This window comes from Collinsella aerofaciens, from assembly GCF_018785245.1.
Lineage (GTDB): Bacteria > Actinomycetota > Coriobacteriia > Coriobacteriales > Coriobacteriaceae > Collinsella > Collinsella aerofaciens_AD.
Genome location: NZ_WQPL01000034.1, coordinates 1 through 14,479 on the forward strand (window position 1 = coordinate 1; position 14,479 = coordinate 14,479).

The 14,479-nt window shown below is 59.0% G+C and carries 12 protein-coding genes; 4 read left to right on the forward strand and 8 right to left on the reverse strand.

From position 1 onward, the window contains the following. Positions 1-199 precede the first annotated feature (199 nt). On the forward strand, positions 200-2,881 hold the full coding sequence (locus GPK39_RS07980) for a DEAD/DEAH box helicase (protein ID WP_215674894.1): 2,682 nt from the start codon (positions 200-202) through the stop codon (positions 2,879-2,881). Positions 2,882-2,960: 79 nt separating this feature from the next. On the opposite strand, the gene GPK39_RS07985 is transcribed toward GPK39_RS07980, so the two are convergent. The 6 genes from GPK39_RS07985 to GPK39_RS08010 form a co-directional block, all read right to left on the reverse strand. Next, a complete protein-coding gene (locus tag GPK39_RS07985; RefSeq protein WP_215674896.1) occupies positions 2,961-4,718 on the reverse strand; it encodes a DUF2130 domain-containing protein in 1,758 nt (585 codons plus the stop codon). Positions 4,719-4,868: 150 nt separating this feature from the next. After that, complete coding sequence (locus GPK39_RS07990; protein WP_215674898.1) at positions 4,869-5,414, reverse strand: metallophosphoesterase; 546 nt, start codon at positions 5,412-5,414, stop codon at positions 4,869-4,871. Between the two features lie 66 nt (positions 5,415-5,480). Next, positions 5,481-5,660: a hypothetical protein gene (locus tag GPK39_RS07995; RefSeq protein WP_035137042.1), complete on the reverse strand. Its 180-nt coding sequence runs from the start codon at positions 5,658-5,660 to the stop codon at positions 5,481-5,483. Between the two features lie 18 nt (positions 5,661-5,678). Further along, positions 5,679-6,005 carry an HIRAN domain-containing protein gene (locus GPK39_RS08000; RefSeq protein WP_215674900.1) on the reverse strand — a complete coding sequence of 109 codons (327 nt, stop codon included), beginning with the start codon at positions 6,003-6,005 and terminating at the stop codon, positions 5,679-5,681. A 91-nt stretch (positions 6,006-6,096) separates the two neighbouring features. Beyond that, entirely contained in the window at positions 6,097-7,476 is a 1,380-nt protein-coding gene (locus tag GPK39_RS08005; RefSeq protein WP_215674902.1) for an aldehyde dehydrogenase, read from the reverse strand. 8 nt (positions 7,477-7,484) lie between these two features. Continuing rightward, entirely contained in the window at positions 7,485-8,705 is a 1,221-nt protein-coding gene (locus GPK39_RS08010) for an iron-containing alcohol dehydrogenase (protein ID WP_215674904.1), read from the reverse strand. A gap of 256 nt (positions 8,706-8,961) precedes the next feature. Between GPK39_RS08010 and GPK39_RS08015 the strand changes: the two genes are divergently transcribed. After that, positions 8,962-9,522, forward strand: coding sequence for a ferritin family protein (locus GPK39_RS08015; RefSeq protein ID WP_022094328.1), 561 nt, complete (start codon positions 8,962-8,964; stop codon positions 9,520-9,522). Positions 9,523-9,764: 242 nt separating this feature from the next. Here GPK39_RS08015 and GPK39_RS08020 read toward each other — a convergent pair whose 3' ends face one another. Together GPK39_RS08020 and pdxR are read right to left on the reverse strand one after the other, a co-directional pair. Beyond that, the gene (locus tag GPK39_RS08020) at positions 9,765-10,646 is read right to left on the reverse strand and encodes a hypothetical protein (protein WP_215674906.1); all 882 of its coding nucleotides are present in this window, start codon (positions 10,644-10,646) and stop codon (positions 9,765-9,767) included. A gap of 538 nt (positions 10,647-11,184) precedes the next feature. Next, entirely contained in the window at positions 11,185-12,624 is a 1,440-nt protein-coding gene (gene pdxR, locus GPK39_RS08025) for a MocR-like pyridoxine biosynthesis transcription factor PdxR (RefSeq protein ID WP_215674908.1), read from the reverse strand. A gap of 145 nt (positions 12,625-12,769) precedes the next feature. On the opposite strand from pdxR, the gene pdxS reads away from it, so the two are divergent. Both pdxS and pdxT read left to right on the forward strand, forming a co-directional pair. Further along, positions 12,770-13,660, forward strand: a complete 891-nt coding sequence (gene pdxS / locus GPK39_RS08030) for a pyridoxal 5'-phosphate synthase lyase subunit PdxS (RefSeq protein ID WP_215674910.1) — start codon at positions 12,770-12,772, stop codon at positions 13,658-13,660. A gap of 20 nt (positions 13,661-13,680) precedes the next feature. After that, entirely contained in the window at positions 13,681-14,268 is a 588-nt protein-coding gene (gene pdxT, locus GPK39_RS08035) for a pyridoxal 5'-phosphate synthase glutaminase subunit PdxT (RefSeq protein WP_215674912.1), read from the forward strand. Positions 14,269-14,479: the final 211 nt, after the last annotated feature.

The window sequence follows — 14,479 nt, forward strand, 5'->3', positions numbered from 1 at the left end:
GGCCTAGGATATCAACTGATTCCGGATATCGGACACAGGGGCCGCAAGGGCCCTTACACCAACTTTCTCGACACTACCCTAGCGACTACACTAAACGGCTGGGCAGAACGCCCATTTCCTGCATTTTCTCGCGCGCTGGCACCCCACGCCGCCGCTACGCCATAATAGTTGGCGGACAATCGCGAGAGAAAGCAACCACATGGCACAGACCACGACAGATACCGCCGCCAGCACCGTCTCCGGCGCCGGCGCTGCCAGCTCATTCTCGGGCGGCACGGGAACCGAGGCAGAGTTCGGTTCGCTCGGTGCGCTCTCCCCCACCTGGTGGGAGCCCGAGGACGGCAGTGGGCCCGAACCGTGGCTCACGCCCGACCAAGCCTTCGAACGCTTCTTTGAATGGACGAGCGACCGCGGCATTGAGCTGTGGGATCACCAAGAAGAGGCCCTCATGGATCTGGCTGCCGGTGATCACGTCATTTTGGGAACACCGACCGGATCGGGCAAGTCGCTTGTCGCGCTGGGCATGCTCTTTATGGGCATGGCACAGGGCAAGCGCTGCTACTACACGGCCCCTATCAAGGCTCTGGTCAGCGAGAAGTTTTTCGACCTGGTACAGGTGCTTGGCCGCGATAACGTCGGCATGATCACCGGCGATACGCATATCAACACCAAGGCGCCCGTCATCTGCTGCACGGCAGAGATCCTTGCCAACGATGCACTGCGCGAGGGCGAGGGCGCTGACGTGGGCTGCGTGGCCATGGACGAGTTCCACTACTTTGCCGACCCCGACCGCGGCTGGGCCTGGCAGGTGCCGCTGCTCACCCTACCCCACGCGCAGTTTATGCTCATGAGCGCCACGCTCGGCGATGTCACCGCCATCGCCGCCTCACTCGAGGAACACACCGGCACTGCTTGCGACTTGGTTGTCGATGCCCCACGTCCCGTTCCGCTGAGCTACGACTATGTGACGACCTCCCTCGAGGGCACGGTCGAGCTCGCCATGCGCCGTGGCGAGGCCCCGCTTTATATCGTGCACTTTAGCCAGGATGCCGCCCTTGCGACGGCGCAGTCGCTCGCCAATTTTGGCATTGCCAGCAAGGAGCAGCGCGAGGCCATCAAAGAAGCAGCAAAGGGAACGAGCTTCTCGACGGCCTTTGGCAAGATTCTCAAACGCCTGCTTGGATGCGGCGTCGGCGTGCACCATGCTGGCATGTTGCCGCGCTATCGTCTGCTGGTCGAGCGCTTGGCGCAGCAGGGCCTACTGCCCGTCATTTGCGGCACCGATACACTCGGCGTCGGCATCAACGTGCCCATCCATACCGTGGTGCTCACCGCGCTCACCAAGTTTGACGGCTACAAGATGCGTCGCCTGCGCGCCCGCGAGTTCCATCAGATCGCCGGTCGCGCCGGTCGCTCTGGCTTTGATACCGAGGGCATGGTCATCGCCGAGGCCCCGGAGCACGAGATCGAGAACGCCAAGCTCATGGCCAAGGCGGGCGACGACCCCAAGAAGCTCCGCAAGATTAAAAAGAAGAAGGCCCCCGAGGGCTTTGTCACCTGGAACAAGCAGACCTTTGAGCGCCTGATCGAGACGCAGCCCGAAACGCTCAAGCCACGCCTTCGCATCACACACTCCATGGTGATTAGCGTGGTCGAGCAGGGCGGCGACGCTCGCGCCCGCGTGCACGACCTCATCGAGACGAGCTTGCAGGCCCCCGAGGAAAAGGCCAAGCTCGAAGTTCGCGCCGACGAGATCTTCGCAACGCTCATCGACTCCGGCGTCGTCGTTCGCACCGAGGTGCCGCCCGCACCTGACGCCCCGGCTGACGCCGCACCAGACATCGACTACGCGCTGACGGTCGATCTGCCCGAGGACTTCGCACTCGATCAGCCGCTCTCGCCGTTTTTGCTTGCCGCGTTGGAGCTGCTCGACCCCGAGAGTGAGACCTATACCATGGATCTGATCTCGATGGTCGAGGCTACGCTCGAGGATCCCAAGCAGGTGCTGCGCGCACAGGAGCGCGCAGCACGTGATCGTGCTATGGCCGAGATGAAGGCCGACGGCGTCGACTATGAGGAGCGTCTGGAGCGCATTCAGGACGTCACCTACGAAAAGCCGCTCGAGGATTTGCTCGACGCCGCCTTTGACAAGTACTGCCAGGAAGTGCCTTGGGCAAACGACTACCAGCTCTCTCCCAAGAGTGTCCTGCGCGATATGCTGGAAAGCGCGAGCGATTTTAAGGGTTACATTCAAAAGCTCGGCATCGCCCGCTCCGAGGGCATTTTGCTGCGCTACCTGGCAGAGGCCTACCGTTCTCTCGACCGCACCGTACCCATCGAGAAGCGCGACGAGCGCCTACGCGACATTATCTCGTGGCTGGGCTTTGTGGTGCGCTCGGTCGACTCGAGCCTGGTGGACGAGTGGGAAAACGCCGGCAACCCGGCTGCCCTCGACGCCGCGCCGCCGCAGGGCATCGACGAGGTCGTTGCGGACCGTCGCGGCTGCACGCTGTTGGTGCGCAACGCGCTCTTCCGCCGCGTAACCCTTGCAGCCCGCGGACACGTGCGCGATCTGGGCGAGCTCGACGAGGACTGGGGCATGAGCGAGATCCGCTGGCAAAAAGCACTCGACGCCTATCACGAGCAGCACGAGGAAATCCTCACCGACGGAGATGCCCGCAGCGCCGCGATGTTTTCCATCGATGAATCCGACGAGAAGACCGATCACGTGTGGCACGTGCACCAGATCTTTGCCGACGAAGATGGCGACCACGATTTTGGCATCATGGGCGATGTCGATCTGGACGCCACGCAAGACGGCGGCGAGGTCATCTTCAAAAACTACCGCGTCGGCTTTATCGAGGACCTGCTCGGGAACTAGCCGGGCACAATGGAACGAAACGAAGCGGGGCCGTTGGCAATATCGCCAGCGGCCCCGCTTTTGCACTATGCGCTATGCCTTACTCGGCATCCTCGACCTCATACGAATCCGCCTCGGCTGGCTCATCGTTTGTCTCCGCCGCAGCCCCGCGCGCCTCGTCAAACGCCGCCTTCATGGTCTTGTTGCCCCACGTGAGCTTGCGAATGGTAAGATCGTCGGCCTTCTTGTTGGCTAGGCGCAGATTGTTCTCGGAGGACAGCAACGCCTCCTTGGTTTTCTGCAGATGGCTAATCGTCTTGTCGATCTCATCGATCGCCGTTTGGAACTTGCGGCTCGCGATCTCGTAGTTGCGACCGAAATCATTCTTGAACTTTTCCATCTTGGCTTCGAAGTTTGTGACGTCGATATTCTGCTGTTTGTACTCCGCCAGCTCCTGCTTATAGCGCAGCGAACCCATGGCAGCGTTGCGCAGCAGCGTGATCATGGGAATAAAGAACTGCGGGCGGATCACGTACATCTTCTCATAGCGATAGCTCACGTCCACGATGCCGGCATTGTAAAGCTCGCTCTCGGGCTCGAGCAGCGTGCAGAGCACTGCATACTCACAGCCCTTCTGGCGACGATCGTGGTCGAGCTTCTTAAAGAAGTCCTCGTTCTTGTGCTTGGTCGCGGTCTCGTCGTTCTCGTTTTTCATCTCGAACATAATCGAAATGACCTCGTTGCCGCTCGCGTCGCACTCGCGGAAGATAAAGTCCCCCTTGGTGCCCTCGGACGCATCGTTATCTTTCTCAAAGTACGCGTTAGGAAACGCCGTCATGCGTAGGCGGTTAAACTCGGTCTCGCAGTGCTGCTCGAGCGACTCGCCCACCATCTTGGTGGACAGGCGGATCTTCATTTCCTTAAGGCGCTCAATCTCTTCGTCCTTGTAGCGGATCAACTCGTCGCTCACGCGCTTGGCCTGCGCGAGCTCAAGCTCGTGGGCTGCCTTGGCCTGTTCCTCACGCGAATCGCGCACCGCCAGCTCACTCGTCAGCTTGGCCCGCGCCTCATCACGCTCACGCTCCGCCGCGGCGACCGCCTCCGATAGGTTCATTTTGGCCGTCAGCTCCTGTTCGCGCAGCTGGGCACGCAGGCCCTCGGCCTCTTGCTCGGACTGAGCCTTTGCGGCGGAAAACTTCTCTTGCACCTTCGCGCGATAGTCAGCAAGCGCGCGCTCGGCCTCACTGCGAGCGGCATCGAGCTCACGCTGCGACTCTGCCGCGGCAGCGGCAAGCGCCATCTCCTGGGCCTTGTCCGCAGCGGAGAGCTTTGCCTGTAGCTCAGCAATCTGAGCGTCGCGGGCGGACAGATCGTTTTGAGCAGCATTGCGCGCCGCCGCCTCGGCAAGTTTGGCTTCGTCATCCTTGCGTCCCAGCTGCGCGCGCAGGTTGTCAATCTCACGCTGGAGCTCTGCGTTTTCCTTCTGCGCATCCGCACGGGCCTCAACCGCCGCGCGCTGGCTTGCACTCTCGCGCTCCGTGGCAGCGCCCTCGAGCTTGGCGCGCAGCTCGGCAAGCTCGGCATCGCGCTTGGCAACCTCTTGTGCCAGCTTCTGCTCCGCAGTGTTCTTCTGCTCGGCAAGCTGAGCGTTGCGCTGAGACTCTACCTTTTGCAAGGCAGCCGACGAACGCGAGCGCTCAAGCTCCAGCGCCTGCTCACCCTCGCGCTGGACTGCCCTCACACGCTCATCCAGGTCGCGCGAGAACTCGGCATCGCGCACCTGTTTGACGATATCCGCATAGCCGGACGCATCGACCTTAAAGACTTCGCCGCAATGCGGGCACCTGATCTCGTTCATAGCAGCTCCTCGATGGACGCAAATTTCAATCGCCTACACTCTACCGCGCCGCACGGACAAAAAAGGTGCCGCCGCCATAATGGCAACGGCGCCAGAACCGCCGCAAAGGCGCCTGTCCCCTTTGTGGCGGTTTGTGTGACGGTTCGAGAATTACAGTCCAAAGAAGCCGAGGATTTGGTCTCGGCTTACGGGCTTGTAATCGTTGGCATCGAGACCGACATCGTAGCGAAAGATAGGGCGCTCGCGATCGCGGTTGCGTGCGTTGGCGCGGTCACCCCTGCTGTGGATATGCCCATGCAGCATAATGGCGCCACGTGCCTTGCCGTTCCAGCTGAGCATGGGGTAGTGGCTCATAACCAGACGATGGCCCTTGGCATAGCCGGGAGCAATCTCCAGGTAATCGCGCACGTTTTCCCAAATCTGCGGTACGTCGGAATCTTCCCAGTCGCCGTCATGGTTACCGCGGATGAGCGTCACGTTCTGGCATTCGATACGCTCGCGCAGGCGCACCGCCTCCGCCAGGGGCAAACGATAGGTAAAGTCACCCAGAATATAGAGGCGGTCGTCCGCAGCCACGCACTCATTGATGGCATCGATGACCTTGCGGTTCATCTCCTCGACCGAGTCAAACGGCCGGTCCATGTCGTGCAAGATATTCGTATCGCCCAGGTGCAGGTCGGCGGTAAACCACATCATCGTCTATGCCCTCATTTCGCAACGTGTTCAACTCGTGTTAAGTATACAGACGTAGCGATGCGGCGGTTATCCAAAGAGCCCGCCGAACAGTCCGCGGCGGCGCTTGTCTTGCTTTTTCGAAGCGTCACCCTGAGTTTTCTTGTCCTGCCGCATCTTACGGTCCTGTTCCAGCTCATCGTCATCGAGTAGCACATCCCACTCAAACGGATCATCTGCCAGATCAAACAGGTCATCGTCATCAAACATGGCAGCCTCCATTGCCGACTAGCGAGCATCCACCACGTAGAGCCCAACGCGCACCTGATGCCACGGGCTGCGCTCGGGGGCAACCTGTTGCACACGGGCCTCAAATACGTCCTCGTGGCCGTAATACATCATCAAGGACAGTGGGCCGACCTCGTTTCCCGGAACGTAGCCAAGTTTGGTCTTGCCGTAATAGATCGCAACCGCCTCGGGATCATGGGGATTATCGTGCTCGGCACACAGCGTCAGTTTATCGCCCGCTTTAAGATCGCCTAGGACCAAAGCACCGTCGGCATATTGAAATCCTGCGATATGAAACGACAGAAGAACACGTGAAGGCTCGTACATGGCAACTCCTCTAACGGCCGGATAAACCAGCGTTTGACCTTATCGAGAAGTCTACGGGCCCGTGCGGACATAAATTCATCCTTATCTGATTCTAATGCACAAACATGCGCACGAATTTGTGCTTCCAGCTTGCATAAGGGGCATAGCGGAATGGCACGTCCAACCACGTTGCCTTGTTCACGATGCTCTTCTTGTGGCTAAACGTATCGAAGCTCTCACGTCCATGGTACTGTCCCATACCGCTCGCCCCCATGCCGCCAAAGCCCATATGGCTCGTGGCCAAATGCATAATGGTGTCATTAACACAGCCACCACCAAAGGGCACGTAACGCACAAAGCGCTGCTGAACTGCGCGATCCTGACTAAAGATATACAGGGCCAGCGGCGTCGGACGATCCGTAATAAACGCTTCAGCCTCGTCTAGGCTCTCAAACGTCAGCACCGGCAAGATGGGACCGAAGATCTCCTCCTGCATCACGGCGTCATCGGGGGTCGCGCCGTCCAAAATCGTCGGCTCGATCTTGAGCGAAGTCTCGCGCGCGGTACCTCCAAGCACGACCTTATCGGGATCGATCAGCCCGCGCACGCGCGCAAAATGCTTGGCGTTGACGATATGCCCGTAATCCTCGTTATCGAGCGGGTGCTCGCCAAACATGCGACGGACCTCCTCCTTGATGAGGCCCAGTAGTTCATCGTGCACGCGCGTATCGACCAGCAGGTAGTCGGGCGCCACGCAGGTCTGCCCCACGTTGAGCCATTTACCAAAGGCGATACGCCGTGCCGCGACCTTCAAGTTTGCCGTCGCATCCACGATGCAGGGGCTCTTTCCGCCCAGCTCAAGCGTCACGGGCGTAAGGTTTTTGCTTGCGCGCTCCATGACGAGCTTGCCGACCGGAACGCTACCGGTAAAGAAAATCTTGTCCCAGCACTCATCGAGCAACGCTTCGTTCTCGACGCGCCCGCCCTCGACAACCGTCACCAGGCGCGGATCAAATGCCTCTTCACAGATTTGCCTGAGCACCGCGCTCGATGCCGGAGCATAGGCGCTCGGCTTGATGACCACAGTATTGCCCGCGGCAAGGGCGCCGGCGAGCGGCTCGAGTGTTAGCAAAAACGGGTAGTTCCACGGAGCCATAATGAGCGTGACGCCATAGGGCACGGCTTGCGTTTTGCACACACTCACGGCGTTGGCAAGGTCACACGGACGCAGGCGCGGACGACTCCATCGAGCCACGTGAGCGATCTGATGACGAATCTCGGAAAGCGACGTGCCGATCTCGCACATATATGCCTCGTCATGCGACTTTCCCAAATCGGTCTTGAGCGCATGGGCAATATCGGCCTCGTGCGCCCGTACCGTATCGCGTAAACTCACGAGCGCACGACGCCGAGCATCGACATCAAACGTGGCATGCGTCTTAAAGTAGGCGCGCTGGTCGCCGATGATGCGCGCAATTTCCTCGGTGTTCATGGACCCTCCTAGTTCTCGTCCTCAAACATACCACCCGCAACGACCTCGTACATACGCTCGAGCTCCAAACGGTCCATTAAAAGTGGAACGGGGTATAGCGGATTGGCCTCGGCATCGGCATGGGCCGCCATTTGCGGAATATCGGAGCGGCGAATACCCGAGACATATTTGGGGATTCCCAGGGCCTCGTTCATGCGGTCGACCCAATCGATAAAGGCCTCGGCCGCAAGACTGTCCTGCGCGGTAGCCGGCGCAATGCCCGCCATGCGAGCAAGATCGGCAAGCTTGGGGGCGGCGGCGTCACCATAAGCGCGAAGCATGTGCGGCAGGATGATAGCGTTGGCCAAACCGTGCGGAATTCCGTATCGGCCGCCCAGACTGTGCGCGATGGCATGCACATATCCGACATAGGAGCGGGTAAACGCAACGCCCGCCTTATACGCCGCCGAAAGCATATTGCGACGCGCACGCATGTCGTCGCCATGCTCATAGGCCTCGAGCAAATTGTCGTGGATGAGCTGCACCGCCTGTCGCGCCATCTTGCGCGTATAGGGCGTGGTGCTTCGCCCGATAAACGCCTCGACGGCATGCGTCAGGGCGTCCATGCCCGTCTGCCCCGTAATGGAGGCGGGCAGACCGCGCGTAAACTCGGGGTCGTGCGCCGCAAAGCGCGGGATAAGCACAAAGTCGTTAATGGGATACTTGTAGTGCGTCTCGTCATCGGTAATTACCGCCGCAAGCGTGACCTCGCTTCCCGTGCCCGCCGTGGTGGGAACGGCGATGAGCAGCGGCAGACGACGATGAATCCGCAGCAGCCCGCGCATCTTGTTGATGGGCTTGCTTGGCTGCGCAATGCGTGCGCCCACGCCCTTGGCGCAGTCCATGGCTGATCCTCCGCCAAAACCGATAATGGCCTGGCAGGCGCGCTCTCGATACAGGGACGCCGCCTCCTCCACATTCGAGACCGTGGGGTTCGCACGCGTTTCGGCATAGACCGTAACGCCAATCCCCTGAGCCGTAAGCGCACGCTCGAGTGATGCCGTGAGTCCCAAACGTGCAATGCCAGGGTCTGTCACGATAAGGACCTTCTGGATCGAGCGCTTTTGAAGCACCGCGGGCACATCCTCGGCATGCTCCAGAATGCGCGGCTCGGTATAGGGCAGGATCGGCAATGCAATGCGAAAAACCGTCTGATATGTTCGGCACCAGGCGCGGCGGGCTAGATGCATAAAGGAAGCTCCTTCATTTGTTGATTGGTCAACATTTGCTCGACCGATTGTACTCAGCAGCGGTCAAAGACAGCCTGCCAATCGTTAATCAATCAACATCTTCATATCTCAAAATTGTTTTATTAAAAATCATTCCTAATAGGCTTCACATTTGGTTGCATTTATGGATAATAGAACCCGTCAAGACGCACGTCCGGAGAGGGCCCTTACGGGACCGGACGAGCGCACCATCGCCATCGATCGAAAGGATCGAATCATGAAGTTTGTTTGCCCCGTTTGCGGTTATGTGGAAGAGTTCGACGGCGACCAGCTGCCCGAGGATTTTAAGTGCCCCCAGTGCGGCGTTCCCGGTTCTCGTTTCCTGAAGCAGGAGGAGGGCCAGCTCGAGTGGGCTGCTGAGCACGTCGTGGGCGTCGCCAAGATGGAGGGCGTCTCCGAGGATATCGTTGCCGACCTGCGCGCCAACTTTGAGGGCGAGTGCTCCGAGGTCGGTATGTACCTGGCCATGGCTCGCGTCGCTCATCGCGAGGGCTACCCCGAGATCGGCCTGTACTGGGAGAAGGCTGCCCACGAGGAGGCCGAGCACGCCGCCAAGTTCGCTGAGCTCCTGGGCGAGGTCGTGACCGACTCCACCAAGAAGAACCTCGAGATGCGCGTTGAGGCCGAGAACGGCGCCACCGCCGGCAAGACTGATCTTGCCAAGCGCGCCAAGGCCGCTGGCCTCGATGCCATCCACGACACCGTGCACGAGATGGCTCGCGACGAGGCTCGCCACGGCAAGGCTTTCGCCGGCCTGCTCAAGCGCTACTTTGGCTAAGCCAAACGCCTGAGACATAACCTCTAGCTCGATGAGGCCTGGACCGTATTGGTTCGGGCCTTTTTCGTGTCTCGAGAATGCGTTAACGCCCTGAAATAGGACCACCTTCGACATCGGTTTCTCGTCAAAAACCAAGTGAGTAGACTTTTTGGAACTTGCCGAGCACACCATCCATATTGCTTTATAAAGCCGCAGGTAAATGACTTGTTGCAAAACGGCCTGGTCGCCATCAAGCCAAAAGTCTACTCACTTAGTTCCCCAACCGTCCACGATCGAGCTGTTTTGTGTCTAACGGGCATCTTTCCATCGATTACTCCCAATTTTGTCCAGTCCACGAATAGTTCAGACCGGAGTAATGTCTCAGCCCTTTGCTCATCCGAGCTTTTATCACGATATTCAGCATCGAGCATCCTGCATACGGCCTCAACAATCGCGCGGAATCTATCCTCATCGGATATCTGCCTGTGTGTCAGGAGAAGCACATCGTAGCCCATCGCCTGAAGGGCCGTCATGCGGTCTGCGTCACGCAAGCCATCCCCTGCGCGTCCGTGCGAGGCCTTTCCCTGACATTCAATGGCCACCTGTCGCCTGCCGTCCGGCGAAGAAAGAAGTAGGTCGATATATACACGGGACTTTCCCACAATCGCTCGAGCACTTGTGCTTAGCGCCACTTCGACATTGAGCTCTATGCCGCAAAACCCTTCGCCTCCCAGGGCTCGCGGCAGTCCAAGCAACAAATACGCCTCGACCTCAAAAGGCGACGCGGCACCCAATGGAACGAGTTGCGATACCGCCATAAATCTATTGCCGTAACGCATCCCGCAAACATCTGAACAAAAACGGTCAAGGTCTCTGCCCAAAACCAAAGCGTCTCGACGCCATAAATTTGAAGCGGTGCCGTCCTCAGACGGGCAGCGCACCCAACCCAACGTCGTCGAAATCGCACCCGAATCAATTGCACGCGTAAGCTCCGCCTCAAGTGCTGCCGGCAGAGCGCACACCGCAAACAAGCCACACATTTCCGCCAATACCAAAAGAAGCTGAAGATCCGTCAGATGCCGCGACATGATGAATGCCGTCAGTAGAGGAGACGTAATCAAAAATCCATGCTCCGTTTCCAGCACGGATTCCCTGGGGAGCTCGCCCAAGAACAGCCGCTGCCTAATGCTGGCTGGACAAGTCCGCTTGTTTCTCGTCCGAACCAATGTATATAACGGAAAGCCGAGCGCGACCGCAGCCGTCGGGTTGCGGGCGAGGTCATATCGCTGCCGGTCTTCTTCCGGCCGTGGAAGCGGCGGACACAAAGCGCGGACCTGAGGAGGCAAACGCCAGTACCTAAAAGCCGATATGTCACAAAGTAGATCTTTCATAGGCACAGGAAAACACGAATTTCAACCCAGCCTGACTCGCATTGGCACGAACGCACCAAAAATGGCGCCGAACGGACTGTTAAGTTTTCAACAGCCCTCCCCAACTGGCCAAAAGCTTGCCAAGAGCTGGACGAAGTTCTGTTGAAAACCCCATTTTTTTCGCATGCAAAAGCTTTATGCAGCAAGTGAGTAGACTTTTTTGAACATCCCGAGCAGGCCGGTCATCCTGCTTTTCAAAACCGCAGGTAGATAGCTTGTTATAAAACTGCCTGGTCGCCAAAGTGCCAAAAGTCTACTCACTTAGATTGCAGAATGCCCCCGTTAGCTGCAATTCCAAGGTGTTAAGCACTTTTGGACTCAGATCGTCATACTGAACAAGAATTTGACTTGAGTTTTCAGGGACAGATGCGCCATCGGCACACCAATAACAGCCACTGATATCGACAAAAGGGATACTCGAGCGCGTGAGGGCCCGCACAAAAGAGCTTCCGCCCGCTCCGCGCTCCGCAACTACGGTGCAGTAAAGGCCCGCGTCTGCGTGTTCGATCGAGACCTCCCCTGCCGGAAACGCTTTCCGTACAAGCGAGGTCAGGCCATCACGCGCCTCGCGAGCACGAACGCGCACGCGGTTCACATGTCGCTCGTAATCACCCGATTCCAGCAAACGCGCCAAAGCGACCTGGTCAACAGAGCTCACCGACGAGGCGTAAAACCCAAGGTTGCGCCTAAACCGCTCCATTAGCTCATCGGGCAGCACCATGTACGCTAGACGCAACGCCGATGACAGGCTCTTCGAAAACGTGTTGGTGTAGATAACCGACTGGGCGGCATCGATCGACGCGAGCGCGGGAATCGGCTTGCCGGCAAGGCGAAACTCACAATCAAAGTCATCTTCGATGAGATACCGACCTGGTCGCTCGGCGGCCCAGCTCAGCAGCGCGTAGCGGCGCGCAATGCTCGTCACAAGGCCGGTCGGATACTGATGGGACGGCATAAGGTGAAGGACATCGGCCCCGGTTTTCTGCAGAGCGCTCAGGTCCACGCCGTCGTCATCCAACGGGACATGTCGAACTTTGCAGCCCATAGCCTGATAGATGCGCGTCAGGCGCAAATAGCCCGGATCCTCAACGGCATACACCTTGTCGGCTCCAAGCAACTGAACCAGCATGGTATCGAGCAGCTGGGCGCCCGCGCCGATAACGATATTGTTGGGATCGACATTCATGCCCCTCGTCCCACGCAGATGGTGAGCAATTGCGCGTCGTAGCCGAGCGGTGCCCTGCGCCGGTGCGGGCGAAAAGATTTCGCGCTCATCTTCGGATGCCAGCGTCGCCCGTAGTGCGCTTTGCCAAAGCCGCGCCGCCTCCAAAGCGGAAGGAGAAAGTGCATCGAATAGCTCGACCTGTCCGTTGACATCATGCGCGCTGGGACCCGCAGAGGCGTTATCTCGGTCGATGCCCTCCGCAGCCGAAGCCAAAACCGGTGCATCCGGAAGCTCACAAGCGTAGTAGCCACGACGTGGCATTGAGCAAATATAGCCCTCAGCGAGTAACTGGCTATATGCATTCTCGATGGTAATAACACTGATTCCCAGATGATTGGCAAAGGCGCGCTTGGACGGCAGATGCTCCCCCGCCGCAATTCGTCCAGCTACGATATCATCTCGAATTTGCTGGTAAACATACTCATAGAGCGATGCTTCGCCGCGTTGTTCCAAATTGTAGTCGAGCATGAGTTTGTCACCTGACCTTATCGAGTCATTCAGTCTGGTATTAGTCTGACCTTGTAATTATCTCGAAAACTGAGTATTTCGCCATACCCAGCTCCCCGATAGGATGTTCCGTCAAGCAATGCACATGCCAACCAAGGGAGCAACCATGGCAGAACAGACCAGCAAGGCCGATCGCGTCAAACTCAATCGCGAGCTCGCGCAGATGCTCAAGGGCGGCGTCATCATGGACGTCACCACGCCCGAGCAGGCACGCATCGCCGAGGAGGCGGGCGCCTGCGCCGTCATGGCACTCGAGCGCATCCCGGCCGACATCCGTGCCGTAGGCGGCGTCTCGCGCATGAGCGACCCCAAGATGATCAAGGGCATCCAAGAAGCCGTCTCCATCCCCGTCATGGCCAAGTGCCGCATCGGTCACATCGTCGAGGCGCAGGTCCTGCAGGCCATCGAGATCGATTACATCGACGAGTCCGAGGTTCTCTCCCCTGCAGATGACGTCTATCACATCGACAAGACCCAGTTTGACGTGCCGTTTGTCTGCGGCGCCCGCGATCTGGGCGAGGCGCTGCGCCGTGTTGCCGAGGGGGCCACGATGATTCGCACCAAGGGCGAGCCGGGCACGGGCGACGTCGTCCAGGCTGTGCGCCACATGCGCAAGATCCAAAAGCAGATCCGCGACGTTGTTGCCCTGCGTGACGACGAGCTCTTTGAGGCTGCCAAGCAGCTGCAGGTTCCGGTCGAGCTGGTGCGCGATGTCCACGCCACGGGCAAGCTTCCCGTCGTGAACTTTGCCGCCGGCGGCGTAGCGACCCCCGCCGACGCCGCGCTGATGATGCAGCTGGGTGCCGAAGGCGTCTTTGTGGGCTCGGGCATCTTTAAGAGCGGCGACCCGGCCAAGCGCGCCACCGCCATCGTTAAGGCCGTGGCAAACTTCACCGATGCCAAGCTCATTGCCGAGCTTTCGGAGGACCTCGGCGAGGCCATGGTCGGCATCAACGCCGACGAGATCGAGATCATCATGGAAGAGCGCGGACGCTAGTCCAGCAGAAAGGATCGCACATGAGCGATTACGCAGACCAGACGGTCGCCGTGCTGGCGGTCCAAGGTGCTTTTGCCGAGCACGAGGCGAGGCTGTCCGAGCTGGGCGCACGTTGTATTGAGCTGAGGCAGGCGGCTGATTTGAAGCAGGACTTTGACCGTCTGGTACTTCCCGGCGGTGAGTCTACCGTTCAAGGGAAGCTGCTTGATGAGTTGGGCATGCTCGAGGAGCTTCGTGCCCGCATTGTTGAAGGCATGCCCGTCCTGGGCACCTGCGCCGGCCTGATTCTGCTGGCTCACGACCTTGCCGCCCATGACGATAAGGGCACGCCGCGTTTGGCAACCATGGATGTGCTTGTCGAGCGCAATGCCTACGGCAGACAGCTCGGCAGCTTTCGAACCAAGGGGCAGGTAGCCGGCATCGACGGTGAAGTGCCGCTGACGTTTATCCGCGCGCCCCGCATCGTCGAGGTGCACGGCGACACCAAGGCCTTAGCGAAAGTCGACGGGCGCATCGTCGCCGCCCGCCAGGGCAACCAGCTCGGCGTAACCTTCCACCCCGAACTCGATGAAGACACCCGCCTCCACGAACTGTTCCTACAAATATAGGCATCGAAATCAACAAACAAAACGAGAGTGGATAATCTCCCACTTTGAGCTTGAATGCAGGCTCAAACCGGGAGAGCATCCACTCTCGTGCTATGTAGTCGTTGGGGACGTTCTTAAACGACTAGTCAAACAAGAACGTCCATTACAGTCGAAATTGTCAGCCCGGGACCGTCTCGGGCTACGATTGAGGCGCGCCCAGAACGGGCCGCCG